The organism is Citrobacter sp. Cpo091 (assembly GCF_030332645.1).
Taxonomy (GTDB): Bacteria; Pseudomonadota; Gammaproteobacteria; order Enterobacterales; family Enterobacteriaceae; genus Citrobacter; species Citrobacter portucalensis.
The window spans coordinates 167259-191948 of sequence record NZ_JAOWHL010000037.1 but is presented as its reverse complement, the minus strand read 5'-3'; the positions used below and the strand labels follow the sequence as shown (position 1 = coordinate 191948).

Genomic DNA, 24690 nt, shown 5'->3' with positions numbered 1-24690 from the left:
GCGGGAATAGCATGAAAAGAGGGTAAAAGGCTTGTCGGCCGGATAGGGCGTTACGCCACCATCCGGCACTCAGAGGTTATGAGCGGTTTAATCCTGACGCAGTACGTTGTGACCATAGGCCAGCAGTGCATCGGTGACGTTGCGCATCATGCGGCTTTCCGGTGCAAAACGGTGCCAGTACAGCATCCGGCGCTGGAACAGACCTGGCGTTAAGTCGATAAGCTCACCGCTTTCCAGTTCTTTCTCAATCTGCAAGTGGGGGATCATGCAGCAGGTCGTTCCCTGACGCGCCAATTGAACAAAGGCTTCAGACGAGTTAACGATATGACACGGCACGCTGCCCGGCGGCAGGTCGAAGTTTTGTTGCAGGAACGCCTGGTGCATATCATCAAGATGGTCAAACGCTACCGCTGGGGCTTTCAGCAGGGCAGAGCGGGTGACGCCGTTAGGGAAATAACGCTCGGCGAAAGGTTTAGAACCGACAAACAGGTAGTCCAGCGCGCCGAGTTTATCCACCAGACAGCTTGGCAGCGCCTGATGTTGAATACTCACCGCACCGACCACTTCACCACGACGCAGACGTTCCTGAGTTCGGGTTTCATCCTCAACCTGCAGGTTCAGCCGAATCGGCGAATTTGCCAGTACCGGAGCCAGCGCCGGAAGCAACCAGGTCGCCAGACTGTCGGCGTTCACCGCCAGTGAGAGCAGCAGCGGCGTCGAGCCGGTTTGTTCATCACCCAGCCACTCGTCTTCCAGCAGTTCAACCTGACGCAAAAGCGCCAGTAGTTTCTGCCCCTGTTCGGTTGGGCGTGGTGGTACGGTACGCACCAGCAGCGGTTGTCCGAACATATTCTCAAGCTGTTTTATGCGTTGTGAAACCGCGGATTGCGTGATGCACAGCTTTTGCGCCGCGCGCTCAAATCCTCGTTCACGAATAACCGCATCCAGTGCTTGTAGTGTTCTGTAGTCCGGACGTTTCATTGCTTTGACGCACTCCTGAAAATTTTGCTTGTTCTGCACTATGACACAAATTTAGGTTGGGTAAAGACGAAATCCGCCGCTTGCGAGCGGGTGTGGGGACATTTTTCTGCACAATGTTCTATAATGCGCGTGAATTTTCCCACCATATTCACACCACAGGCGAAACGATCATGACGCAGGATGAACTGAAAAAAGCAGTAGGATGGGCGGCACTTCAGTATGTACAGCCCGGTACCATTGTGGGCGTAGGTACAGGTTCAACAGCCGCACACTTTATTGATGCGCTGGGCACAATGAAAGGTCAGATTGAAGGTGCGGTATCCAGTTCGGACGCTTCAACCGAAAAACTCAAAAGCCTCGGTATCCACGTGTTCGATCTTAACGAAGTGGACAGCCTCGGCGTATACGTTGACGGCGCGGATGAAATCAACGGCCACATGCAGATGATCAAGGGCGGCGGCGCAGCGTTGACCCGTGAAAAAATTATTGCTTCCGTGGCGAAGAAATTTATCTGCATTGCCGACGCGTCCAAAGAAGTCGATATCCTCGGTAACTTCCCGCTGCCGGTTGAAGTGATCCCAATGGCGCGCAGCGCTGTGGCTCGCCAGTTGGTGAAGCTGGGCGGTCGTCCTGAATACCGTCAGGGCGTAGTGACGGACAATGGTAACGTGATCCTTGATGTACACGGTCTGGAGATCCTCGATGCCATTGCGATGGAAAACGCCATCAATGCGATTCCGGGCGTGGTAACCGTCGGTCTGTTTGCCAACCGTGGTGCGGATGTTGCGCTGATCGGTACGCCAGACGGCGTGAAAACTATCGTAAAATGATCTGACGGGAGTGTCTTCTCCCGTTAAAAAAATTTTGGCAGGGCAAATTTGGTGACTTGTGTCACGTTTATAATATTGTCCTGCCGATCTCTCCAAAGAAAAAGTTATCGCCAGTATTTTCCTCTGACATTTCTCTCTGAATGACATTTCTTCAGCACGGCGACGCAAACGTTCATATTGCCGCAATATTATTTTTTGATATGTTGAAGAGACGGATGAAAATCCCACACACAACACATCAGTTTGAACAAAAAAAGACAGGGTCGGGGAAATGGCAAAGGTATCACTGGAGAAAGATAAGATTAAATTTCTGCTGGTTGAAGGCGTGCATCAAAAAGCGCTCGAAAGCCTTCGTGCAGCAGGTTATACCAACATCGAGTTTCATAAAGGCGCTCTGGACACTGAACAACTGAAAGAGTCCATCCGTGATGCCCACTTCATTGGCCTGCGATCCCGTACCCATCTGACTGAAGATGTGATTGACGCCGCAGAGAAACTGGTCGCGATTGGCTGCTTCTGTATCGGCACCAACCAGGTTGATCTCAGCGCTGCGGCAAAGCGCGGTATCCCCGTGTTTAACGCGCCATTCTCTAACACGCGTTCCGTTGCGGAACTGGTGATTGGCGAACTGTTGCTCCTGCTACGCGGCGTACCCGAAGCAAACGCCAAAGCACACCGCGGCGTGTGGAATAAACTGGCTACCGGCTCGTTTGAAGCGCGTGGCAAAAAACTGGGGATCATCGGCTATGGCCACATTGGTACTCAGCTAGGCATTCTGGCGGAATCGCTGGGGATGCACGTCTATTTCTATGATATTGAAAATAAACTCCCGCTCGGCAACGCCACGCAGGTGCAGCATCTTTCCGACCTGCTCAATATGAGCGACGTGGTCAGTTTGCACGTACCGGAAAATGCCTCCACCAAAAATCTGATGGGTGCGCGTGAGATTGCGTTGATGAAACCAGGCGCGCTGCTGATTAACGCCGCACGCGGCACAGTTGTTGATATTCCTGCGCTGTGCGACGCGTTAGCGACCAAGCACCTGGCAGGGGCAGCAATCGACGTATTCCCAACCGAGCCGGCAACCAACAGCGATCCTTTCACTTCGCCGCTGTGTGATTTCGACAACGTGATCCTGACGCCGCACATTGGTGGTTCAACGCTGGAAGCACAGGAAAACATCGGTCTGGAAGTGGCTGGGAAACTGACCAAGTATTCCGACAACGGCTCTACGCTGTCTGCAGTTAACTTCCCGGAAGTTTCGCTGCCGCTGCACGGCGGTCGTCGTCTGATGCACATTCACGAAAACCGTCCGGGCGTACTGACTGCGCTGAACCAGATTTTTGCCGAGCAGGGCGTCAACATTGCCGCGCAGTATCTGCAGACTTCCGCACAGGTAGGTTACGTGGTTATTGATATTGAAGCGGATGAAGATGTGGCAGAGAAAGCGCTGCTGGCGATGAAAGCCCTTCCGGGAACCATTCGCGCTCGTCTGCTGTACTGATTTCCTCTACATGGGCAGGCGGTTGACCTGCCCATCTTTCCTCTGATTTTCCGGCCTCAAAATCTCTTCCTGTCACGCATACATTCTGTTTTCGAGCCTTGCCGCAATTGGCAAAAAAGCTACCACTCCCAGATTTTGGACGGCGTCACCACCGCAGGCAGCGGGATATCCCATTCTTCGACAGGCAGCTTTTCCACTCGCTGACAATCGTGCGCGTAGCCTACGGGCTGGATCTTATGTTGCTGCCAGTTTTGAAGCGTTCGATCGTAAAATCCACCGCCCATACCCAGGCGTTGCCCGACCTCATCAAACGCCACTAACGGCGTAATCAGTACATCCAGCTGTGAGAGCGGCAATACGTCACGTACATCAAGCCGTGGTTCCTGGATCTTTAAGCGATTGGTTACCAGGTCGCTGTGCGGATGATAGTGCAGGAACAGCAGGTTGCCAGGGCTGAAGGGGTGAAGAACTGGAAGATATACGCGCTTGCCTGCTCGCCACAGCTGATCTATTAGCGGCTGGGTATCGAGTTCGCCATCGAACGAGAGGAATACCGCCACGGTATGAGCGAGTACAACAGGGGGATAACTGAGCATTCGGGTCGCGGCTTGCTGACCGTATTGTCGTTGCTGTTCGGAAGTAAGCGCGCGACGACGCTGCCGAATCAGTTGGCGGATTTCGTGCCGGGATAAAGGGAGTTCAGAAAGTAATGTCATGGCTGTTGCCAGGTAGAAGGGAATCTCCGAGATGCCGCCGCAGGCTGTAACCCTTGAACCCTTGGTTCAAGGTGAATGCGTCGTCACAGTTTTAAGGCTTCTCGGACGGGCCGAGCATGCTCACCAACCGTGGAGCGCCACATTCTTGTGGTATGAAATATCGGCTCAGGGGACTGGCCCGCTTGCAAACATCTCAGAGAAATTTTGTCTTCACGGTCACTCTACCACAGTAAACCGAAAAGTGTTATTCAAAGTTTTGGCCCGTTTTTTCGGTTATGCGACCCTGATCAAGCAACGCCTGTTCGATGGTCTGTTGTAGCATCCGAATACGTTGTTCCATGCTCGCCGCGTACTCACGCGTCTTCGCTTTTTCCTGAGTTAATTCATAGCTGATGTTCAACGCGGCGATGAAAACCAACTGCTCAGTATTTGTGACTCTAGTGCGAACTTTCAGATCTTGCAATCGCTGATTGAGATCGTCCGCAGCCTGATTCAACGCATCCCTTTGTTCAGGCGGGCAATTCACTCGCAGTGAACGGCCAAATATTTGGATATCGACGGGTTGTGCAGACATGCCACCTTCCTGCTGATTGACTGCGCTGCCTTCGTCTCCAGACCGTGGGTCCGCGAAGGGGCGACACTATAGCTACCCTGGTATCAAGATACAAGCCCTTTTCTGGTCCACCAGGGTCCAAAGTGGTAGCATATCATGAATATTCCTCCCTTTGATGACGAATGCTTATGTCTATACAGAACGAAATGCCTGGTTACAACGAAGTTAGCCAGTTTTTGAACCAACAAGGGGCTGGATTAACCCCGGCCGAAATGCACGGCTTGATAAGCGGAATGATTTGTGGCGGAAACAACGACAGCTCATGGCAGCCGCTGCTGCACGACCTGACGAACGAAGGTCTGGCCTTTGGTCACGAGCTGGCTCAGGCGCTGCTGAAAATGCACTCAGCCACCAGTGATGCCCTCGAAGACGATGGCTTCCTTTTTCAGCTTTATCTGCCTGAAGGGGATGACGTCAGCGTGTTCGATCGCGCCGATGCGCTGGCGGGATGGGTAAACCACTTTTTACTGGGCCTTGGCGTCACGCAGCCGAAGCTCGACAAAGTGACCGGCGAAACCGGGGAAGCGATTGACGACCTGCGCAATATCGCTCAGTTGGGATATGACGAAGACGAAGATCAGGAAGAGCTGGAAATGTCGCTCGAAGAGATCATCGAATACGTGCGCGTAGCCGCCTTGCTGTGCCATGACACGTTTACGCGTCAGCAGCCGACCGCGCCGGAAGTCCGTAAACCGACTCTGCACTAAGAACGAAACGCAAAGGAGAGTGTGATGAGCGAGATATCTCAGCAAGAATTCCAGCGTCGTCGCCAGGCTTTACTGGCACAAATGCAGCCCGGCAGCGCCGCGCTGATTTTTGCCGCACCGGAAACGACGCGTAGTGCGGACAGTGAATACCCTTACCGCCAAAGCAGTGATTTCTGGTACTTCACCGGTTTTAACGAACCTGAAGCCGTGCTGGTGCTGATTAAAAGTGATGACACTCATAACCACAGCGTTTTGTTCAATCGGGTTCGCGATCTGACGGCGGAGATCTGGTTTGGCCGCCGTCTGGGCCAGGATGCTGCCCCGGCAAAACTTGGCGTTGACCGGGCGCTGGCCTTCAGTGAAATCAATCAACAGCTGTATTTGCTGCTCAATGGTCTGGACGCGGTATACCACGCTCAGGGCGAGTATGCCTGGGCCGACGAGATTGTGTGCACGGCGCTGGATAAACTGCGCAAAGGCTCCAGACAAAATCTGCACGCGCCTGCCGCGATTATCGACTGGCGTCCGATGGTACATGAAATGCGCCTGTTCAAATCACCGGAAGAAATTGCGGTCATGCGTCGTGCCGGAGAAATCACCGCACTGGCGCATACCCGCGCGATGGAAAAATGCCGTCCGGGAATGTTTGAATACCAGTTAGAAGGGGAGATTCACCATGAATTTACCCGTCATGGCGCGCGTTATCCGTCCTATAACACGATTGTCGGCAGCGGTGAAAACGGCTGTATCCTGCATTACACCGAAAATGAAAGTGAAATGCGCGATGGCGATTTGGTGCTGATTGACGCTGGCTGTGAATACAAAGGCTATGCGGGTGACATTACGCGTACCTTCCCGGTAAACGGTAAATTTACCCCAGCACAGCGTGAAATCTACGATATCGTACTGGAATCCTTAGAGACCAGCCTGCGTCTGTATCGTCCCGGAACGTCCATTCAGGAAGTCACTGGCGAAGTGGTGCGCATCATGATTACGGGTCTGGTGAAGCTTGGCATTCTGCACGGTGATGTCGATCAGTTGATTACCGAAAATGCGCACCGCCCATTCTTTATGCATGGCCTAAGTCACTGGCTGGGTCTGGATGTGCACGACGTCGGCGTTTATGGTCAGGACCGCTCACGTATTCTTGAGCCGGGAATGGTACTCACCGTCGAACCGGGACTATATATCGCGCCGGATGCAGATGTACCGCCGGCTTATCGTGGTATCGGCATTCGTATTGAGGATGACATCCTCATCACCGAGGACGGCAATGAAAACCTGACCGCCAGCGTAGTGAAGAAAGCTGATGACATTGAAGCCTTAATGGCTGCGGCGCGACTGCAATGAGCGTGATTATCGTTGGTGGTGGTATGGTCGGTGCGACGCTGGCGCTGGCCATTTCCCAGCTCAGTCATGGGACGCTGCCAGTTCATCTGATAGAAGCGAGCGAACCTGAAACTGACCGTCATCCTGGGTTTGACGCCCGGGCGATCGCGCTGGCGGCAGGAACCTGCCAACAGCTGGCGCGAATTGGTGTATGGCAGGCGATTGCCGATTGCGCAACGGCCATTAAAACGGTTCACGTCAGCGATCGCGGCCATGCCGGATTTGTGACGCTGGATGCGCAGGAATACCGTATTCCGGCTCTGGGTCAGGTGGTAGAACTGCACGACGTCGGGCTGCGTCTGTTTGCGCTGCTGCGCAAAGCACCGGGCGTCACATTGCACTGCCCCGACCGCGTAGCCAGCGTGTCGCGCACGCAGGAGCGCGTTGAAGTGACGCTGGAGAATGGCGAGATGATTACCGGTCGCCTGCTGGTGGCTGCTGACGGCACGCGTTCCGCACTGGCGACTGCCTGCGGTGTTGACTGGCTGCAACAGCCTTATGAGCAACTGGCGGTGATTGCCAACGTCACGACCTCTGTACCGCACGATGGGCGAGCGTTTGAACGCTTCACGCAATATGGCCCGCTGGCAATGCTGCCAATGTCTGACGGTCGCTGCTCGCTGGTGTGGTGCCATCCGCTGGAGCTGCGTGATGAGATCATGGCCTTGTCCGACGAACAGTTTTGCCGTGAACTGCAAACCGCTTTTGGCTGGCGACTGGGACGTATTACCCAGGCTGGTAAACGTAGCGCTTATCCGCTTTCGTTAACTACGGCGCTGAAAGCGATTACCCATCGTACCGTGCTGGTAGGGAACGCCGCCCAGACGCTGCATCCCATTGCCGGGCAAGGTTTCAACCTTGGCCTGCGCGATGTCATGAGCCTTGCTGAGACGTTGACGCAGGCGCAGAACGGCGCGGAAGATGTGGGTGATTATGCGGTGCTGGCACGCTATCAGCAGCGCCGCGAGCGCGATCGCGAGACGACGATTGGTGTGACCAATAATTTAGTGTATTTGTTTGCCAATCACTGGGCCCCGCTGGTTGTTGGGCGCAATGTCGGGTTGATGGCGATGGAATTATTCACCCCTGCGCGCGATGCGCTGGCGGAGCGGACCCTGGGTTGGGTTGCACGATAAATATGACCTGTAGGCCGGATAAGGCAACGCCGACATCTGGCAAGGGTCCCCGCAAAAATGCCTGATGGCGCTGCGCTTATCAGGCCTACGGATTACAGGTTTCGAGGTACAAACAGTGCAAAGTGTTGATGTAGCAATTGTTGGTGGCGGCATGGTGGGGCTGGCGGTTGCCTGCGGCCTGCAGGGCAGTGGGTTGCGCGTTGCTGTATTAGAACAACATGTTCCGCAGCCGTTGGTGGCGGATGCACCTCCTCAGCTTCGCGTTTCGGCCATTAATGCAGCCAGCGAAAAACTGCTTACCCGTCTTGGCGTCTGGTCCGACATTGTTGCCCGTCGCGCTTGCTGCTACCACGGCATGGAAGTCTGGGACAAAGACAGCTTTGGACGCATTGAATTTGATGACCAGAGCATGGGTTACAGCCATTTGGGCCACATCGTTGAAAACTCAGAAATCCATTATGCGTTGTGGCAAAAGGCGCAGCGTTCAGCGGATATTACGCTGATGGCGCCAGCTGAAATACAGCAGGTGGCCTGGGGCGAGAACGAGGCATTTCTGAGCCTCAAAGATGGCGCAATGCTGACGGCGCGTCTGGTCGTCGGTGCCGATGGTGCTAATTCCTGGCTGCGCAATAAAGCGGACATTCCGCTCACCTTCTGGGACTACCGTCATCATGCGCTGGTGGCGACTATCCGTACGCAGGAAGCTCACGGTGCGGTTGCGCGTCAGGCGTTTCATGGCGAGGGGATCCTGGCATTCCTGCCACTCAGCGATCCACACCTGTGTTCTATCGTCTGGTCGCTCTCGCCGCAGGAAGCAGAACGTATGCAGCAGGCAAGCGTTGACGAGTTTAATCAGGCGCTGAATATCGCTTTTGATAATCGTCTGGGGCTGTGCAGCCTTGAAAGCGAACGTCAGGCGTTTCCGCTGACGGGACGTTATGCTCGCCAGTTCGCGGCCCATCGTCTGGCGCTGGTGGGGGATGCGGCGCATACCATCCACCCGCTGGCGGGTCAGGGGGTTAACCTGGGCTTTATGGATGCGGCAGAGCTGATCGATGAACTTAAGCGGCTACAGCGTCAGGGCAAAGATATTGGGCAGTATCTCTATTTACGCCGCTACGAGCGCAGCCGTAAGCACAGCGCAGCGCTGATGCTGGCGGGGATGCAGGGTTTCCGTGAACTGTTTGCAGGCGAGAATCCGGCGAAAAAACTGCTACGCGATATTGGGCTGAAACTGGCCGATACCCTCCCGGGCGTAAAACCACAACTCATCCGTCAGGCGATGGGACTGAACGATCTTCCCGAGTGGTTACGTTAGTGTCCGTAAGGACAATCTTAAGAGTTTGAGACCCGTCACACTTTCCTCTCCCGGCCTTCGCGCCGGGGTGCTTCTCTCATTTGAAATAATCTAATTCCACGCCTTTTTTCGCATTAGTTTTTCTAATATTACGTTTTTTTCATAACGCCATTTTTGACATTTTTTCCACATTTAATGTTGGTTGGTGCTGTAATTTTGCGTTTGTCTTTGTTTGTTGTTCTGATTAATTGCTATATGTATGGAGTTTTATTCTGTTGGTGATCTGGCTGTTTTTCGCCATAAGCTAATGTGATGGTTAATTTTGACTTATGGTTTAGCGTCTGTTTCGGTGGTAAGTTCAGGACAAAGAGAACGTTTGCGTCGTAGCCCCTGGAGCGGCTGCGGTGCTGGGTTTCGTGGCGAAAATTTCACCGCGAAAGAGTTGGTAGCCCCGCTTATTCAACGAGGAAAAGATGGCTCAACAGACTCCTTTGTACGAACAACACACGCTATGTGGCGCGCGCATGGTCGATTTCCATGGCTGGATGATGCCACTGCATTACGGTTCTCAGCTCGATGAACACCATGCTGTTCGCACCGACGCCGGAATGTTTGATGTGTCGCATATGACCATCGTCGACCTGCGCGGTAGCCGCACCCGGGAGTTCTTGCGTTATCTGCTGGCAAACGACGTCGCGAAGCTAACGAAGACGGGTAAAGCCCTCTACTCCGGGATGCTCAACGCTTCGGGCGGCGTGATAGATGACCTGATTGTCTACTACTTCACTGAAGATTTCTTCCGCCTCGTTGTAAACTCCGCCACCCGCGAAAAAGACCTATCCTGGATTACCCAACACGCTGAACCTTACGCCATCGACATCACCGTTCGTGACGACCTGTCGCTGATTGCGGTGCAGGGGCCAAACGCGCAGGAAAAAGCAGCCACGTTGTTTACTGACGAACAGCGCCATGCGGTAGAAGGTATGAAGCCGTTCTTTGGCGTTCAGGCGGGTGATTTGTTTATCGCAACCACCGGTTATACCGGCGAAGCAGGCTATGAAATCGCCATGCCGAATGAAAAAGCGGCTGATTTCTGGCGTGCGCTGGTACAGGCTGGTGTCAAACCTTGTGGTCTCGGCGCGCGTGACACCCTGCGTCTGGAAGCGGGTATGAACCTGTATGGTCAGGAGATGGACGAAGGGATTTCTCCGCTGGAAGCCAATATGGGTTGGACCATTGCGTGGGAACCTGCCGACCGCGACTTTATTGGTCGTGAAGCACTGGAAATGCAGCGCGAAAAAGGCCACGAACAGCTGGTCGGGCTGGTGATGACTGAGAAGGGCGTGCTGCGTAATGAACTGCCGGTGCGTTTCACCGATGCTTCTGGCAACCAGCATGAAGGCATTATCACCAGTGGCACATTCTCCCCAACCCTGGGTTACAGCATCGCGTTGGCGCGCGTGCCTGCGGGTATCGGTGAGACTGCGATCGTACAGATCCGTAACCGTGAAATGCCGGTAAAAGTGACTAAACCTGTTTTTGTGCGTAACGGCAAAGCCGTCGCGTAATTCATCCTTTTTTGGAGATTGATTGATGAGCAACGTACCTGCAGAACTGAAATACAGCAAAGAACACGAATGGCTGCGCAAAGAAGCTGACGGCTCTTACACCGTTGGTATCACCGAACACGCTCAGGAGCTGTTAGGTGACATGGTTTTCGTTGACCTGCCAGAAGTTGGCGCCACCGTCAGCGCGGGCGATGATTGCGCCGTTGCGGAGTCCGTAAAAGCGGCATCCGATATCTATGCGCCAGTAGGCGGTGAGATTGTTGCGGTTAACGATGCGCTCAGCGACTCCCCGGAACTGGTCAACAGCGAACCGTATGCGGGCGGCTGGATTTTCAAAATCAAAGCCAGCGATGAAAGCGAAATTGAATCGCTGTTGGATGCCACTGCGTACGAGGCATTACTGGAAGACGAATAAGATTGTGCCGGATGGCACTGCGTTTATCCGGCCTACGGTTTTATGTAGGCCCGGTAAGCGTCAGCGCCACCGGGCAATTGAGTTAGAGACAATCACGATTCACTGCACGTTTCAGGAACCATCGCCCATGACACAGACGTTAAGCCAGCTTGAAAACAGCGGCGCTTTCATTGAACGCCACATCGGACCGGACGCCGCGCAGCAGCAAGAGATGCTGAATGCGGTTGGCGCCGAGTCGTTAAACGCGCTGATCGGCCAGATTGTGCCGAAAGACATTCAGCTCGCAACCCCGCCACAGGTTGGCGAGGCGGCGACCGAATACGCTGCGCTGGCTGAATTAAAAGCCATCGCCGGGCGTAACAAGCGCTTCACGTCCTACATTGGCATGGGCTACACCGCCGTGCAGTTGCCACCGGTTATTCTGCGTAACATGCTGGAAAACCCAGGCTGGTACACCGCATATACGCCGTATCAGCCGGAAGTCTCCCAGGGACGACTGGAAGCTCTGCTGAACTTCCAGCAGGTCACACTGGACCTGACGGGCCTGGATATGGCTTCTGCTTCTCTGCTGGATGAAGCCACTGCGGCTGCTGAAGCCATGGCGATGGCCAAACGTGTCAGCAAACTGAAAAATGCCAACCGTTTCTTTGTGGCGGCTGATGTTCACCCGCAAACGCTGGACGTGGTTCGCACCCGTGCAGAAACCTTTGGCTTTGACGTCATTGTTGATGACGCGGCGAAAGCACTGGATCACCAGGATGTGTTTGGCGTGCTGTTGCAGCAGGTTGGCACTACCGGTGAAGTGCACGACTACAGCAAACTGATTGCCGAGCTGAAATCCCGTAAAGTTGTGGTCAGTGTCGCTGCCGACTTTATGGCGCTGGTACTGCTGACTGCACCGGGCAAACAGGGCGCGGATATTGTTTTCGGCTCTGCGCAACGCTTCGGCGTACCGATGGGTTACGGCGGCCCACACGCGGCATTCTTCGCCGCTAAAGACGAATTCAAACGCTCCATGCCAGGCCGTATTATCGGCGTATCGAAAGATGCGGCGGGCAATACCGCACTGCGCATGGCGATGCAGACTCGCGAGCAGCATATCCGCCGTGAGAAAGCGAACTCCAACATTTGTACCTCGCAGGTTCTGCTGGCCAACATCGCCAGCCTGTATGCCGTTTATCATGGTCCGGTTGGCCTGAAACGTATCGCTAATCGCATCCACCGCCTGACTGATATTCTGGCGGCCGGTCTGCAACAGAAAGGGCTGAAGCTGCGCCATGCGCACTACTTCGACACTCTGTGTGTTGAAGTGGCCGACAAAGCGGCTGTTCTGGCGCGTGCCGAAGCGGCAGAAATCAACCTGCGTAGCGATATCCATAACGCGGTAGGTATTACGCTCGATGAAACCACCACCCGTGAAAACGTGGTGCAGTTGTTCAATGTTCTGCTGGGCGACAGCCACGGTTTGAATATCGATACGCTGGATAAAGATGTGGCGCTCGACAGCCGTTCCATTCAGGACAGCATGCTGCGTGACGATGCGATCCTCAGCCATCCGGTGTTTAATCGCTATCACAGCGAAACCGAAATGATGCGCTACATGCACTCGCTGGAGCGCAAAGATCTGGCGCTGAACCAGGCAATGATCCCGCTGGGTTCTTGCACCATGAAGCTGAACGCTGCCGCCGAGATGATCCCTATCACCTGGCCGGAATTCGCTGAACTTCACCCGTTCTGCCCGCCAGAGCAGGCAGAAGGTTATCACCAGATGATCGGCCAGCTTTCCGAGTGGCTGGTAAAACTGACCGGTTATGACGCCGTCTGCATGCAGCCGAACTCCGGCGCGCAGGGCGAGTATGCGGGTCTGCTGGCGATTCGTCACTATCACGAAAGCCGTAACGAAGGCCATCGCGATATCTGTTTGATCCCGGCTTCTGCCCACGGCACCAATCCGGCATCTGCACAGATGGCGGGGATGCAGGTTGTGGTTGTCGCGTGTGATAAGAACGGCAACATCGACCTGGACGATCTGCGAGCAAAAGCAGAACAACATGCTGCGAATCTCTCCTGCATCATGGTGACCTATCCGTCTACTCACGGCGTGTATGAAGAAACGATCCGTGAAGTGTGCGACGTTGTACACCAGTTTGGCGGCCAGGTTTACCTCGATGGCGCGAACATGAACGCTCAGGTTGGGATCACCACGCCGGGCTTTATCGGCGCAGATGTCTCGCACCTCAACCTGCATAAAACATTCTGCATTCCGCACGGCGGCGGCGGCCCAGGTATGGGACCGATTGGCGTCAAATCACATCTGGCACCGTTTGTACCGGGTCACAGCGTAGTGCAGATTGAAGGAATGCTCACCCGTCAGGGCGCAGTTTCAGCGGCGCCGTTCGGTAGCGCATCCATTCTGCCAATCAGCTGGATGTACATCCGTATGATGGGTGCAGAAGGTCTGAAGCAGGCAAGCCAGGTGGCTATCCTTAACGCTAACTACATTGCCAGCCGTCTGAAAGATGCTTATCCGGTACTGTATACCGGTCGCGACGGTCGCGTGGCGCATGAATGTATTCTCGACATTCGCCCACTGAAAGAAGAGACCGGCATCAGCGAACTGGATATTGCCAAGCGTCTGATCGATTACGGTTTCCATGCGCCGACCATGTCATTCCCGGTCGCGGGTACCCTGATGGTTGAACCGACTGAATCTGAAAGCAAAGTGGAACTTGATCGCTTTATCAATGCGATGCTGGCAATCCGCGCTGAAATCGATCGCGTGAAAGCCGGTGAATGGTCACTGGAAGATAACCCGCTGGTTAACTCACCGCACACGCAAAACGAGCTGGTCGCGGAGTGGAATCACGGTTATAGCCGCGAAATCGCCGTCTTCCCGGCTGGTGTGGCGAACAAATACTGGCCGACCGTGAAACGCCTTGATGATGTTTACGGTGACCGTAACCTGTTCTGCTCCTGCGTGCCGATGAGCGAATATCAGTAACTTTTCCGCGCAGTAAAGCTTTTGTAGGCCGGGTAAGGCGAAGTCGCCTCCCGGCTTTTTCATATCTGGAGGTATCCATGGGAATCGCACTGGTTACTGGCGGCAGTCGCGGCATCGGGCGGGCAACCGCGCTGCAGTTAGCGCAAGAGGGTTACACGGTTGCGGTTAACTTTCATCACAATATCCGTGCGGCAACGGAGGTGGTGAATACTATTGTCGCTGCCGGGGGAAAGGCGTTTGCTCTACGGGCTGATATCAGCGATGAAAGCCAGGTTGTGGCAATGTTTGAATCTATTGACCGCGAAGGTGAACCACTGACTGCGTTAGTTAATAATGCCGGGATTTTGTTTGAACAGAGCACGGTGGAAAGCCTAACCGCCGAAAGAATTAACCGCGTGCTGGCGACCAATGTTACCGGCTATTTTTTGTGTTGTCGGGAAGCGGTAAAGCGCATGTCGTTCAAACACGGAGGGCCAGGCGGGGCGATTGTGAATGTCTCTTCGGCGGCATCGCGGCTTGGTGCGCCATTCGAATATGTTGATTACGCGGCCTCAAAAGGCGCTGTGGACACGCTCACCACCGGCCTTGCACTGGAGGTTGCGGCGCAAGGGATCCGCGTAAACTGCGTGCGACCTGGTCTTATCTACACTGAAATGCACGCTTCTGGCGGCGAGCCGGGAAGGGTCGATCGCGTGAAATCGATGTTGCCTATGCAGCGCGGAGGACAACCGGAGGAGGTCGCGCAGGCGATTACCTGGCTGCTGAGCGAGAAGGCGTCGTACGTAACGGGCAGTTTTCTGGAACTGGCTGGCGGGAAGTAGGATTTAATCGCCGGATGGCGCTATGCTTATCCGGCCTACGGGAATTTAATCTGTAGGCTGGATAAGGCGTATACGCCGCCATCCGGCAAAAAATCAAAGTTTCTCGCCGTTGCTGGCAATCACCTCTTTGTACCAGTTAAAACTTTTCTTGCGTGAACGCGACATATCGCCGGTGCCGTCGTCGTGTTTGTTCACGTAGATAAAGCCGTAACGTTTGCTGTACTGACCGGTGGTGAACGAGACACAGTCGATGCAGCCCCACGGCGTGTAGCCCATCAGGTCTACGCCATCATAGGTTACCGCTTTCATCATCTCTTCAACGTGGGCGCGCAAATAGTCGATGCGATAGTCGTCGTTGATGCTGCCGTCTTCTTCCACTTTGTCGTAGGCACCAAATCCGTTTTCTACGATAAATAGCGGTTTCTGATAGCGCTCATACAGTTCACATAAGGCGTAACGCAGACCGACCGGATCAATCTGCCAGCCCCAGTCGGACGCTTTTACGTGCGGGTTCGGTACGCTGCCCTCAAAACCAGAAATGGCATCGCCGCTGCCGCCTTCCGCTTTTACCGCGTTGGTCATGTAGTAACTGAATCCGAGATAGTCACAGGTGCCTTCACGCAGGATTTGCTCATCTCCGGCTTCCATTCGGATGTTGAATTCGCGGCGTTCCCACTCGTTCAGTACATATGATGGATAGTAGCCGCGCAGTTGAACGTCGGTGAAAACGTAGCGCTCACGCATCGATTCCTGCGCGAACATCACATCTTCAGGCTTACAGGAGAACGGGTACAGCGGCACCATCGCCAGCATGCAGCCGACTTTCATTTCCGGGTTGATGCGGCGTGCGGCTTTCACTGCCAGAGCGCTGGCCACGAACTGGTGATGCAGCACCTGGTACATGGTATCTTCCGGGTTTTCATGCTCGGTATACACCACGCCGGAGCAGCAATAACCAAACAGCGGTGCGCGCCAGTTGCGCTGGTTGTTGATCTCGTTAAAGGTCATCCAGTATTTGACCTTGTGCTTGTAGCGCTCAAAAACGACTTCAGCAAATCGGACAAAGAAATCGACGACTTTACGATTGGTCCAGCTGCCGTACTGTTGAACAAGGTGCAGCGGCATTTCAAAGTGGGAAAGGGTGATGACCGGTTCGATGTTGTACTTCAGCAGTTCATCGAACATGTCGTCGTAGAACTTTAGCCCTTCTTCATTCGGCTGGCTTTCATCCCCTTTGGGGAAGATACGGGTCCAGGCGATTGAGGTGCGGAAGCATTTGAAGCCCATCTCGGCAAACAGCTTAATGTCTTCTTTGTAATGACCGTAAAAATCGACGGCTTCGTGGTTGGGGTAGTACTTACCGGGCACAACTTCCTGAGTGATTTCTCGCGGAACGCCGTGCGCACCACCGGTCAGTACATCGCAAATACTGGGGCCTTTGCCACCTTTGTTCCAGCCGCCTTCAACCTGGTGCGCCGCAACCGCGCCGCCCCATAAAAAATCTTTTGGTAAGGTAAGTTTTTTCATCTGCGCTCAGTCTCAAATTAATACCATCTGATTTTGAGTCTAACAAAGGAAAGATAAATGTCACGATATAACAAAATAGCGCTAATGTGATTTGTTACATCCAAAAAACAGATTGTTTTTTTACGCTATTCTTTTCGCCAACTTGCGGCCGAGCGATTCCAGAATATAAATAACAGGGATCTGCGTGGTTATATCGTATACCCCGGCAATGCGCGTCTGTGGAACGTGCCAGGAGAGATTAAAGTCAGCCAATTTGGCCAGCCGCGAATGTTCATGACTGGTGACAGACAGAACCTTACAGTTATGCAGGCTGAACTGGCTGGCAAAGCGCAGGATCTCTTCTGTTTCACCGGAAACAGAAAGCACGATCGCCAGCGCGTTTCTGGCCATGTCATTCGTTACCGGGAAATAAGGGTCATCAATGTGATTACTGAATTTTCCAACGTTTGAGAAAAAACGTGCGCCATATTTGGCTAAGGCTCCGGATGTTCCCGCCCCAACGAATATAATACGCTCGGAAGATAATATAATATCAACAGCCTGATCGAGCAGATTATCGAACTCATCGTTATTAACGCCTTTAAAGAAGCTGATAATTTCGCTGGCACCGAAATTAGCCTGTTGCGGTTCATTCTGCTCTAAATATAATTTGAAGCGCACGCGAAATTCTGAGTAACCTTCACACTTAAGCTTGCGGCAAAAGCGCAGTACGGTGGTAGTGGAAACACCCACGGCATCGGCCAGTTCGCGAATGGTCATGTACATGACTTTGTCACGGTTTTTGATGACATAGTTGTAGACCAGCATCTCAAGATTGTTGAGACTGGCGATGGCAGCGTGGGAGAACATACTCACAATGGCAAAACTCACTCATCAGACTTCATCTACAGGGAATAATAACATGCAGCCAAATGACATCACTTTTTTTCAGCGTTTCCAGGATGACATTCTGGCCGGACGCAAGACCATCACTATCCGTGACGAGTCTGAATCACACTTCAAAGCCGGGGACATTTTACGGGTTGGGCGCTTCGAAGATGACGGTTACTTCTGCACGATTGAGGTTGTTGGCACCTCAACCGTCACGCTGGATACGCTGACGGATAAACATGCCCAGCAGGAAAATATGACGCTTGAAGAACTTAAACATGTCATTGCCGAGATTTACCCGGATCAGACGCAATTTTATGTGATTGATTTTAAATGCCTTTGATTTTAATGGTACGCATGTTAGCTGAAATTTAAAAACTAACACCATGATTTTTAATGGTAAATATTTATCTGGTAATTATTTTAGCTAACAGGTGTTCACTGGAACCATTCTCAGTTACGCTAGAGGAGCAATCACGATAGGGTTCGTTTCTCGGGAGTAAGTTATGGTTCAGAAGCCATTAATCGCGCAGGGATATTCGCTGGCAGAGGAAATAGCCAACAGCATCAGTCACGGTATCGGGCTGGTGTTTGGGATTGTCGGACTGGTGTTGTTGCTGGTTCAGGCAGTGGATACCAATGCCAGCGCTATGGCGATTACCAGCTATAGCCTGTACGGCGGCAGCATGATCCTGCTGTTCCTCGCCTCAACCTTGTATCACGCGATCCCCCATCAGAGAGCGAAAGTCTGGCTGAAAAAGTTCGACCACTGTGCGATTTATCTGCTGATTGCCGGGACCTACACGCCATTTCTGCTGGTGGGGCTTGATTCGCCGCTGGCACGTGGACTTATGATTGTTATCTGGAGCCTGGCGCTGATCGGTATTTTATTCAAACTGACCATCGCACACCGGTTTAAAATTCTGTCGCTGGTGACTTACCTGACAATGGGCTGGCTTTCGCTGATTGTGGTGTATCAACTGGCGGTGAAGTTGGCGACGGGAGGCGTGACGTTGCTGGCTGTTGGCGGTGTAGTGTATTCGCTGGGCGTAATTTTCTACGTCTGTAAGCGTATTCCTTATAACCATGCGATCTGGCACGGCTTTGTGCTGGGCGGCAGCGTTTGCCACTTCCTGGCGATCTATCTGTACGTGGGGCAAAACGCATAGATTCAGTGCAACCCCGGGGGCGGCGTAAACGCCTCGCCCGGGCTGTATTTTGTTGGCCGGACGAGGCAATGCCGCAATCCGGCGGCCTGTGCCGAATTGCCTAATGGCGCTGCGCTTATCAGGCCTACCAATTACTCTTCGTCTAACGAATATGGCAGCGGTACGATACGCAGCGTTTTTGCGTCGTCACGGACGCGGAACACGCTGTCGGCCTCCATGTCGTTATTCATCACAACCTGTACCAGTACCTGACCATCGGCCAGTTGTACTGCAGCAAGTACGGTACCAGTACGACGCCAGTTCTCGCCCATTTTTAATTCAAGGTCTTCGCCAGCTTCCGGTACTCGACCGGCGGCACCCGCCAAAGTCCACATGGCGCGTTTGTTGGCTCCGCGGAATTTTGCACGAGCCACCATTTCCTGACCGGTGTAGCAGCCTTTTTTAAAGCTGATCCCGCCCAGAGCCTGCAGATTGGTAGCCTGTGGAATAAACTGTGCACTGTTGGCTGTATCAATCACGGGGATACCCGCTTCGATATCCAGCGCCAGCCACTGCTGGCTGTTATTTAACTCAGCTTCGCCACGCAGCTTTTCAACCAAGGTTTCTGCGGTGGTGGCATCAACGATCAGCAGAAAACGTTCGGCAGGGTGTTCGAACCACAATACCGTGGAGGCACCTTCGGTAATGACCTGCTTATCACTGTTCGGTAATTCGCTGAAGAGATTGGCCAGCGCTGCACGTGCCTGGAATCCCGCTACGCCCAGCAAGACGCGCTCGTCGTCTGGGGCGATCGCCACCTTCGAGAAGACCGCGTATTTTTTCAGCTCAGTGAGCTGCGCATCACGCAGGCTACGGCGCTCAAGCCATGCAAAACCGTCACCCTGGCGGAACAGACGCAGGTTGCTCCACATTTTACCTTTGGCGTCACAATGTGCAGCCAACAGGTGCTGATGCTCGGTCATCTGGCTGACATCCGCCGTGACCTGACCCTGAATATACTTCTCACTGTCGACACCGGTGATGGTGGCGAGCGCCCAGTCATCGAGCGTCATTAGCGTCAGAGGTAAACGCGTTGACGCAAAAGGCTGGCGAGGAGGAAAAGATGTAAAAGCCATAATAATGTCCTGATTTGCTTAACGCAGTGATGATGACTAATGGTAAAAGAGCTATGGACCATTGCAAGCGGTTTAAACAGGCTATTTGTGCCATATATTGTGCTTTGCGAGGAGACATCCAAAATTGGTGAATCCTTTGGCTTAATAAGGTTTTATTTAGCGAGCGAGCTTCAGTTTACTGATATTCCCGTAAAAAGAGCGGGAAAAACACGTTACAATAGCGGGATACTTCGTTTTCGCGAGACAGGGAGAAGAACATGGATATTAACAACAAAGCACGTATTCATTGGGCATGCCGCCGCGGTATGCGCGAGCTGGACATATCGATCATGCCGTTTTTTGAACATGAATATGACAGCTTAAGTGACGAAGAAAAACGTATCTTCATCCGTCTGCTAGAATGTGATGATCCAGATTTATTTAACTGGTTGATGAATCATGGGAAACCAGCGGATGAGCAGCTGGAACAGATGGTGCGACTTATCCAGACACGGAATCGGGAACGTGGTCCAGTGGCAATCTGATTTACGCGTATCATGGCGCGCGCAGTGGCTTTCACTGCTAATTCATGGGCTGGTCGCGGTGTTTATTTTATTGATGCCCTGGCCATTGAGCTACACCCCATTATGGCTGGTTTTGCTCTCTCTGGTGGTGTTCGATAGCGTTCGCAGTCAGCGTCGAATCAACGCCTGTCAGGGTGAGATTCGGCTATTGATGGATGGCCGTCTGCGCTGGCAAGGGCAAGAGTGGTCTATCGTTAGCGCCCCCTGGATGGTTAAAACAGGTATGATGCTACGCTTGCGATCTGATGCCGGAAAACGTCAACATTTGTGGCTGGCAGCAGACAGTATGGATGATGCAGAGTGGCGGGATTTACGGCGGTTGATGCTGCAAAAGGCGAAGCAAGGGTAACGCATGACACATGCCTGATGGCGCGCAGCTTGAAGGCCAACAGTTAGGTGCGTCATGCAGGCCGGATAAGGCATTTACGCCGTCATCCGGCAAATCGGTTATCAGGACCAGTGCTCGGCCATTTCCCCAAGAATTTGCTCGCACCAGGCCTGAATGCGTTCATCGCTGAGATCGTACTGGTTCGTCTCATCCAGCGCCAGGCCAACAAACAGCTGTCCATCAGCAATGACGGGTTTATCGCTGGTGAATTCGTAGCCTTCTGTGGGCCAGTAGCCGACAAACTTTACACCTTTGGTGATCAGTTTATCGTGCAGCATACCCAACGCATCCAGGAACCATTCGCCGTATCCCAACTGATCGCCCATACCGTAAAGCGCGACAATCTTGCCCTCCAGGTTGAGGTCGTCCAGTTGCTCCCAGACCGCTTCCCAGTCCTCCTGAATTTCACCGAAATCCCAGGTTGGGATGCCCAAAATGAGCACGTCATATTGCTCCATTAGGGTCGGGGAATCGTCTTTGAGGTTGTGCAGTGTCACCAGTTCGGGACCCAGGATATCGCGGATTTTTTCTGCTGCCATTTCGGTGTAGCAGGTGCTGGAACCGTAAAAAAGACCCATGTTCATGACGTAAACATCTCAATTCTGCTGTAGCGTTGCGGGTAGTGTAACAGAATCGCCGCATTCACGGCACAATGAGGCATAATGCATCAAAAATGAGAGTGGAATAAGGGGCGCGAGTGGAACAGGATCTGGCGCGCATCGAGCAGTTTCTTGATGCCCTGTGGCTGGAACGAAATCTGGCGGAAAACACATTAAGTGCGTATCGTCGCGATCTGACCATGCTTGTGGAATGGTTACATCACCGCGGCGCTTCGCTTGCGACCGCGCAAAGTGATGATCTGCAAGCCTTGCTGGCTGAGCGGATGGATGGAGGGTATAAAGCCACCAGTTCCGCACGTTTGCTCAGTGCGACGCGACGTTTTTTTCAGCATCTGTACCGCGAAAAATATCGCGAAGATGACCCCAGCGCCTCGCTTGCATCACCTAAACTTCCGCAGCGCCTGCCTAAAGATCTCAGCGAAGCGCAGGTTGAGCGGCTGCTACAAGCGCCGCTTATTGAGCAACCGCTGGAGCTACGCGACAAAGCCATGCTGGAAGTGCTGTATGCAACAGGCCTGCGCGTGTCTGAACTGGTAGGACTGACGATGAGTGACGTCAGCCTGCGTCAGGGTGTGGTACGGGTGATCGGTAAAGGTAACAAAGAGCGCCTTGTCCCGTTGGGTGAGGAGGCTGTGTACTGGCTGGAAACATACCTGGAGCATGGGCGTCCATGGTTGCTCAACGGTGTATCGATTGATGTGCTGTTTCCTAGTCAGCGGGCGCAACAGATGACCCGTCAGACCTTCTGGCATCGTATCAAACACTATGCTGTGTTGGCGGGAATCGACAGCGAAAAGCTGTCACCGCACGTCCTGCGGCACGCGTTTGCCACGCATCTGCTCAACCATGGCGCAGACCTGCGCGTGGTGCAGATGCTACTGGGGCATAGCGATCTCTCGACAACGCAAATTTATACTCATGTCGCAACGGAGCGCTTGCGGCAACTACATCAACAGCATCACCCGCGAGCGTGAGTGCTGACAGTATAGGATAGGCTATGAAAAAACGTTTTATGATGTTCACCCTGCTGGCGACGGCGTTTTCCGGCATGGTACATGCAGACGACGCGGCAATTCGTCAGTCATTAGCAAAGCTGGGTGTGCAGAGCACCGAGATTCAACCTGCTCCGGTTGCGGGCATGAAAACCGTACTGACCAATAGCGGCGTGCTGTACGTTACCGAAGACGGTAAACATATTATCCAGGGACCGATGTACGACGTGAGCGGCGCAAGTCCGGTGAATGTCACCAACCAACTGCTGATGAAGCATCTGAACGCGCTGGAAAAAGAGATGATCATCTACAAAGCGCCGCAGGAAAAACACGTCATTACCGTTTTCACCGACATCACTTGTGGTTACTGCCACAAGCTGCATGAAGAGATGAAAGATTACAATGCGTTGGGGATCACCGTACGTTATCTGGCCTTCCCACGTCAGGGGCTGGACAGCCAGGCTGAGCAAGACATGAAGTCTATCTGGTGTGCTAAGGACAAAAACAAAGCCTTTGACGACGCGATGACTGGCAAGGGCGTGAAAGCGGCGACCTGTGATGTGGATATCGCTAACCACTATGCGCTGGGCGTACAGTTTGGCGTCAGCGGTACACCGGCGATTGTGCTGAGCAATGGCTATGTCGTACCTGGTTATCAGGGCCCGAAAGAGATGAAAGAATTCCTCGACGCACATGCAAAACAGACCAGCGGTAAATAATTCGCGTGAAACAACAGATACAACTTCGTCGGCGTGAAGCCGACGAGACAGTCGAGCTACCTGCCGACTTACCGCCGCTGCTGCGCCGTTTATACGCCAGTCGCGGTGTACGTAGCGCGCAGGAGCTTGAGCGTAGCGTCAAAGGAATGCTGCCGTGGCAGCATTTAAACGGTGTCGAAAAGGCGGTTGAGATCCTCTACAGCGCCTTTCGTGCGGGAACTCGCATCATCGTTGTTGGCGATTTCGATGCCGATGGCGCGACCAGCACGGCGCTAAGCATCCTGGCGATGCGCGCGTTGGGCTGCAGTAACGTTGACTACCTGGTGCCAAATCGTTTTGAGGACGGTTATGGTTTAAGCCCGGAAGTCGTTGATCAGGCCCATGCCCGTGGTGCTCAGCTGATTGTCACCGTAGACAACGGCATCTCGTCTCACGCGGGTGTCGAACATGCCAGAACGTTGGGGATCCCGGTCGTTGTGACCGATCACCACCTGCCAGGGGATACGCTGCCGGGCGCAGAGGCGATCATCAATCCTAACCTGCACGACTGTGAGTTCCCGTCGAAATCGCTGGCAGGCGTTGGTGTAGCCTTCTATCTGATGCTGGCGCTGCGCACTTTCCTGCGTGACAAAGGCTGGTTTGATGAGCGAGGCATTGCACCGCCGAACCTGGCGGATTTGCTCGATCTGGTTGCGCTTGGCACGGTGGCGGACGTGGTACCGCTGGATGCCAATAACCGCATTCTGACGTGGCAAGGCTTAAGCCGTATCCGTGCCGGAAAATGCCGCCCTGGTATCAAAGCGCTGCTGGAGATTTCCAATCGCGACCCCCTAAAGCTGGCAGCCAGTGATTTAGGTTTTGCCCTCGGGCCACGGCTGAATGCGGCGGGGCGTCTGGACGATATGTCCGTTGGCGTAGCGCTGTTGCTGTGCGACAACATTGGTGAAGCGCGCGTGCTGGCCAATGAGCTGGACGCACTCAACCAGACGCGCAAAGAAATTGAGCAGGGTATGCAGGCCGAAGCGCTTACCCTGTGTGAAAAGCTGGAACGCAGTAGCGATACGCTTCCGGGCGGCCTGGCAATGTATCATCCCGAGTGGCATCAGGGCGTTGTGGGGATTCTGGCATCGCGCATTAAAGAGCGATTCCATCGTCCGGTGATAGCGTTTGCCCCGGCAGGTGATGGTACTCTCAAAGGCTCCGGGCGTTCGATTCAGGGGCTGCACATGCGTGATGCGCTGGAGCGCCTGGACACCCTTCATCCGGGCATGATCATCAAGTTTGGCGGTCACGCCATGGCGGCGGGGTTATCGCTTGAAGAGGCGCAGTTTGAGCGTTTCCAGCAGCGTTTTGGCGAACTGGTTACCGAGTGGCTGGATCCCGCCTTACTGCAAGGTGAAGTGGTGTCGGATGGCCCACTGAGCGCAGCGGAGATGACCATGGAGGTCGCACAAATGCTACGCGATGCCGGACCGTGGGGACAAATGTTCCCGGAACCGCTGTTTGACGGGCATTTCCGTTTGCTCCAGCAGCGTCTGGTCGGTGAGCGTCATCTGAAGGTAATGGTCGAGCCCGTAGGCGGTGGTCCGCTGCTGGACGGCATTGCGTTTAACGTCGATACCACCTGCTGGCCGGACAACGGCGTGCGCGAAGTTCAGCTTGCCTACAAACTGGATATTAATGAGTTTCGCGGCAACCGTAGTTTGCAGATTATAATCGACAATATCTGGCCACTTTAGCGTCACTAAT

The 24690-nt window shown here is 53.7% G+C and carries 24 protein-coding genes and 1 other RNA gene; 17 read left to right on the top strand and 8 right to left on the bottom strand.

The genetic code is table 11. The annotated features are described in order from the left end of the window. Positions 1-87: 87 nt before the first annotated feature. Entirely contained in the window at positions 88-981 is an 894-nt protein-coding gene (argP, locus tag OGY04_RS16090; protein ID WP_003825477.1) for a DNA-binding transcriptional regulator ArgP, read from the bottom strand. Positions 982-1151: 170 nt separating this feature from the next. On the opposite strand from argP, the gene rpiA reads away from it, so the two are divergent. Next, positions 1152-1811 (top strand): ribose-5-phosphate isomerase RpiA, encoded by a 660-nt coding sequence (gene rpiA, locus OGY04_RS16085; RefSeq protein ID WP_003825479.1) that lies wholly within the window; start codon positions 1152-1154, stop codon positions 1809-1811. A gap of 271 nt (positions 1812-2082) precedes the next feature. Beyond that, entirely contained in the window at positions 2083-3315 is a 1233-nt protein-coding gene (gene serA / locus OGY04_RS16080) for a phosphoglycerate dehydrogenase (RefSeq protein ID WP_003825480.1), read from the top strand. A 119-nt stretch (positions 3316-3434) separates the two neighbouring features. Here the strand turns inward: serA and OGY04_RS16075 are convergent, their stop codons facing one another. The 3 genes from OGY04_RS16075 to zapA all read right to left on the bottom strand — a co-directional run bounded on the left by OGY04_RS16075 (position 3435) and on the right by zapA (position 4605). Next, a complete protein-coding gene (locus OGY04_RS16075; protein WP_195995453.1) occupies positions 3435-4031 on the bottom strand; it encodes a 5-formyltetrahydrofolate cyclo-ligase in 597 nt (198 codons plus the stop codon). Positions 4032-4050: 19 nt separating this feature from the next. After that, a non-coding RNA gene (ssrS, locus tag OGY04_RS16070) (6S RNA) lies at positions 4051-4234 on the bottom strand. 41 nt (positions 4235-4275) lie between these two features. After that, positions 4276-4605, bottom strand: a complete 330-nt coding sequence (gene zapA, locus OGY04_RS16065) for a cell division protein ZapA (protein ID WP_003026980.1) — start codon at positions 4603-4605, stop codon at positions 4276-4278. A gap of 167 nt (positions 4606-4772) precedes the next feature. Between zapA and OGY04_RS16060 the strand changes: the two genes are divergently transcribed. The 8 genes from OGY04_RS16060 (at position 4773) to OGY04_RS16025 (ending at position 14978) form a co-directional block, all read left to right on the top strand. Continuing rightward, a complete protein-coding gene (locus tag OGY04_RS16060; protein WP_003026978.1) occupies positions 4773-5351 on the top strand; it encodes a YecA/YgfB family protein in 579 nt (192 codons plus the stop codon). Positions 5352-5375: 24 nt separating this feature from the next. After that, positions 5376-6701: a Xaa-Pro aminopeptidase gene (gene pepP, locus OGY04_RS16055; protein ID WP_060683272.1), complete on the top strand. Its 1326-nt coding sequence runs from the start codon at positions 5376-5378 to the stop codon at positions 6699-6701. Beyond that, positions 6698-7876 (top strand): 2-octaprenyl-6-methoxyphenyl hydroxylase, encoded by a 1179-nt coding sequence (gene ubiH / locus OGY04_RS16050; RefSeq protein ID WP_286585628.1) that lies wholly within the window; start codon positions 6698-6700, stop codon positions 7874-7876. Before pepP ends, ubiH begins: the two co-directional genes overlap by 4 nt. Positions 7877-7991: 115 nt before the next feature. Further along, complete coding sequence (ubiI, locus tag OGY04_RS16045) at positions 7992-9194, top strand: FAD-dependent 2-octaprenylphenol hydroxylase (protein ID WP_071445581.1); 1203 nt, start codon at positions 7992-7994, stop codon at positions 9192-9194. Between the two features lie 452 nt (positions 9195-9646). Continuing rightward, a complete protein-coding gene (gcvT, locus tag OGY04_RS16040; protein ID WP_048215585.1) occupies positions 9647-10741 on the top strand; it encodes a glycine cleavage system aminomethyltransferase GcvT in 1095 nt (364 codons plus the stop codon). Between the two features lie 25 nt (positions 10742-10766). Continuing rightward, a complete protein-coding gene (gene gcvH, locus OGY04_RS16035; protein ID WP_003026965.1) occupies positions 10767-11156 on the top strand; it encodes a glycine cleavage system protein GcvH in 390 nt (129 codons plus the stop codon). 127 nt (positions 11157-11283) lie between these two features. Continuing rightward, complete coding sequence (gene gcvP, locus OGY04_RS16030; protein WP_003825499.1) at positions 11284-14157, top strand: aminomethyl-transferring glycine dehydrogenase; 2874 nt, start codon at positions 11284-11286, stop codon at positions 14155-14157. 77 nt (positions 14158-14234) lie between these two features. Next, positions 14235-14978, top strand: coding sequence for an SDR family oxidoreductase (locus OGY04_RS16025; protein ID WP_149334914.1), 744 nt, complete (start codon positions 14235-14237; stop codon positions 14976-14978). A gap of 93 nt (positions 14979-15071) precedes the next feature. On the opposite strand, the gene bglA is transcribed toward OGY04_RS16025, so the two are convergent. Both bglA and OGY04_RS16015 read right to left on the bottom strand, forming a co-directional pair. Next, positions 15072-16505: a 6-phospho-beta-glucosidase BglA gene (gene bglA / locus OGY04_RS16020; RefSeq protein ID WP_286585623.1), complete on the bottom strand. Its 1434-nt coding sequence runs from the start codon at positions 16503-16505 to the stop codon at positions 15072-15074. 120 nt (positions 16506-16625) lie between these two features. Then, positions 16626-17354 carry a MurR/RpiR family transcriptional regulator gene (locus OGY04_RS16015; protein ID WP_008785744.1) on the bottom strand — a complete coding sequence of 243 codons (729 nt, stop codon included), beginning with the start codon at positions 17352-17354 and terminating at the stop codon, positions 16626-16628. 52 nt (positions 17355-17406) lie between these two features. Between OGY04_RS16015 and yqfB the strand changes: the two genes are divergently transcribed. After that, on the top strand, positions 17407-17718 hold the full coding sequence (gene yqfB / locus OGY04_RS16010; RefSeq protein ID WP_048225466.1) for a N(4)-acetylcytidine aminohydrolase: 312 nt from the start codon (positions 17407-17409) through the stop codon (positions 17716-17718). A gap of 163 nt (positions 17719-17881) precedes the next feature. Next, on the top strand, positions 17882-18544 hold the full coding sequence (trhA, locus tag OGY04_RS16005; protein WP_048236722.1) for a PAQR family membrane homeostasis protein TrhA: 663 nt from the start codon (positions 17882-17884) through the stop codon (positions 18542-18544). Positions 18545-18675: 131 nt separating this feature from the next. Here trhA and ygfZ read toward each other — a convergent pair whose 3' ends face one another. After that, entirely contained in the window at positions 18676-19659 is a 984-nt protein-coding gene (ygfZ, locus tag OGY04_RS16000; RefSeq protein WP_008785741.1) for a tRNA-modifying protein YgfZ, read from the bottom strand. Between the two features lie 257 nt (positions 19660-19916). Here ygfZ and sdhE point away from each other — a divergent pair, with 257 nt between their 5' ends. Beyond that, positions 19917-20183 (top strand): FAD assembly factor SdhE, encoded by a 267-nt coding sequence (gene sdhE, locus OGY04_RS15995; RefSeq protein ID WP_003825514.1) that lies wholly within the window; start codon positions 19917-19919, stop codon positions 20181-20183. Next, positions 20164-20571: a protein YgfX gene (locus OGY04_RS15990; protein WP_003825515.1), complete on the top strand. Its 408-nt coding sequence runs from the start codon at positions 20164-20166 to the stop codon at positions 20569-20571. Before sdhE ends, OGY04_RS15990 begins: the two co-directional genes overlap by 20 nt. A 101-nt stretch (positions 20572-20672) precedes the next feature. On the opposite strand, the gene fldB is transcribed toward OGY04_RS15990, so the two are convergent. Continuing rightward, on the bottom strand, positions 20673-21194 hold the full coding sequence (fldB, locus tag OGY04_RS15985; RefSeq protein ID WP_003026933.1) for a flavodoxin FldB: 522 nt from the start codon (positions 21192-21194) through the stop codon (positions 20673-20675). A 113-nt stretch (positions 21195-21307) separates the two neighbouring features. On the opposite strand from fldB, the gene xerD reads away from it, so the two are divergent. From xerD to recJ, 3 genes are read left to right on the top strand one after another with little or no spacing between them, the layout of a single operon-like run. Beyond that, positions 21308-22204 carry a site-specific tyrosine recombinase XerD gene (gene xerD, locus OGY04_RS15980; protein WP_003825519.1) on the top strand — a complete coding sequence of 299 codons (897 nt, stop codon included), beginning with the start codon at positions 21308-21310 and terminating at the stop codon, positions 22202-22204. A 23-nt stretch (positions 22205-22227) separates the two neighbouring features. Then, on the top strand, positions 22228-22941 hold the full coding sequence (gene dsbC / locus OGY04_RS15975) for a bifunctional protein-disulfide isomerase/oxidoreductase DsbC (RefSeq protein WP_003825520.1): 714 nt from the start codon (positions 22228-22230) through the stop codon (positions 22939-22941). A 5-nt stretch (positions 22942-22946) separates the two neighbouring features. Continuing rightward, positions 22947-24680 carry a single-stranded-DNA-specific exonuclease RecJ gene (gene recJ, locus OGY04_RS15970; protein ID WP_286585620.1) on the top strand — a complete coding sequence of 578 codons (1734 nt, stop codon included), beginning with the start codon at positions 22947-22949 and terminating at the stop codon, positions 24678-24680. Positions 24681-24690 lie beyond the last annotated feature (10 nt).

What these genes read in the sequence shown, in the direction of transcription:
- argP (WP_003825477.1), bottom strand. Translation starts at nt 981, where the DNA reads ATGAAACGTCCGGACTACAGAACACTACAAGCACTGGATGCGGTTATT.
- gcvP (WP_003825499.1), top strand. Translation starts at nt 11,284, where the DNA reads ATGACACAGACGTTAAGCCAGCTTGAAAACAGCGGCGCTTTCATTGAA.
- sdhE (WP_003825514.1), top strand. Translation starts at nt 19,917, where the DNA reads ATGGATATTAACAACAAAGCACGTATTCATTGGGCATGCCGCCGCGGT.
- bglA (WP_286585623.1), bottom strand. Translation starts at nt 16,505, where the DNA reads ATGAAAAAACTTACCTTACCAAAAGATTTTTTATGGGGCGGCGCGGTT.
- OGY04_RS16025 (WP_149334914.1), top strand. Translation starts at nt 14,235, where the DNA reads ATGGGAATCGCACTGGTTACTGGCGGCAGTCGCGGCATCGGGCGGGCA.
- dsbC (WP_003825520.1), top strand. Translation starts at nt 22,228, where the DNA reads ATGAAAAAACGTTTTATGATGTTCACCCTGCTGGCGACGGCGTTTTCC.
- ygfZ (WP_008785741.1), bottom strand. Translation starts at nt 19,659, where the DNA reads ATGGCTTTTACATCTTTTCCTCCTCGCCAGCCTTTTGCGTCAACGCGT.
- gcvH (WP_003026965.1), top strand. Translation starts at nt 10,767, where the DNA reads ATGAGCAACGTACCTGCAGAACTGAAATACAGCAAAGAACACGAATGG.
- OGY04_RS16015 (WP_008785744.1), bottom strand. Translation starts at nt 17,354, where the DNA reads ATGTTCTCCCACGCTGCCATCGCCAGTCTCAACAATCTTGAGATGCTG.
- rpiA (WP_003825479.1), top strand. Translation starts at nt 1,152, where the DNA reads ATGACGCAGGATGAACTGAAAAAAGCAGTAGGATGGGCGGCACTTCAG.
- ubiH (WP_286585628.1), top strand. Translation starts at nt 6,698, where the DNA reads ATGAGCGTGATTATCGTTGGTGGTGGTATGGTCGGTGCGACGCTGGCG.
- gcvT (WP_048215585.1), top strand. Translation starts at nt 9,647, where the DNA reads ATGGCTCAACAGACTCCTTTGTACGAACAACACACGCTATGTGGCGCG.
- pepP (WP_060683272.1), top strand. Translation starts at nt 5,376, where the DNA reads ATGAGCGAGATATCTCAGCAAGAATTCCAGCGTCGTCGCCAGGCTTTA.
- serA (WP_003825480.1), top strand. Translation starts at nt 2,083, where the DNA reads ATGGCAAAGGTATCACTGGAGAAAGATAAGATTAAATTTCTGCTGGTT.
- OGY04_RS16060 (WP_003026978.1), top strand. Translation starts at nt 4,773, where the DNA reads ATGTCTATACAGAACGAAATGCCTGGTTACAACGAAGTTAGCCAGTTT.
- OGY04_RS16075 (WP_195995453.1), bottom strand. Translation starts at nt 4,031, where the DNA reads ATGACATTACTTTCTGAACTCCCTTTATCCCGGCACGAAATCCGCCAA.
- yqfB (WP_048225466.1), top strand. Translation starts at nt 17,407, where the DNA reads ATGCAGCCAAATGACATCACTTTTTTTCAGCGTTTCCAGGATGACATT.
- zapA (WP_003026980.1), bottom strand. Translation starts at nt 4,605, where the DNA reads ATGTCTGCACAACCCGTCGATATCCAAATATTTGGCCGTTCACTGCGA.
- trhA (WP_048236722.1), top strand. Translation starts at nt 17,882, where the DNA reads ATGGTTCAGAAGCCATTAATCGCGCAGGGATATTCGCTGGCAGAGGAA.
- fldB (WP_003026933.1), bottom strand. Translation starts at nt 21,194, where the DNA reads ATGAACATGGGTCTTTTTTACGGTTCCAGCACCTGCTACACCGAAATG.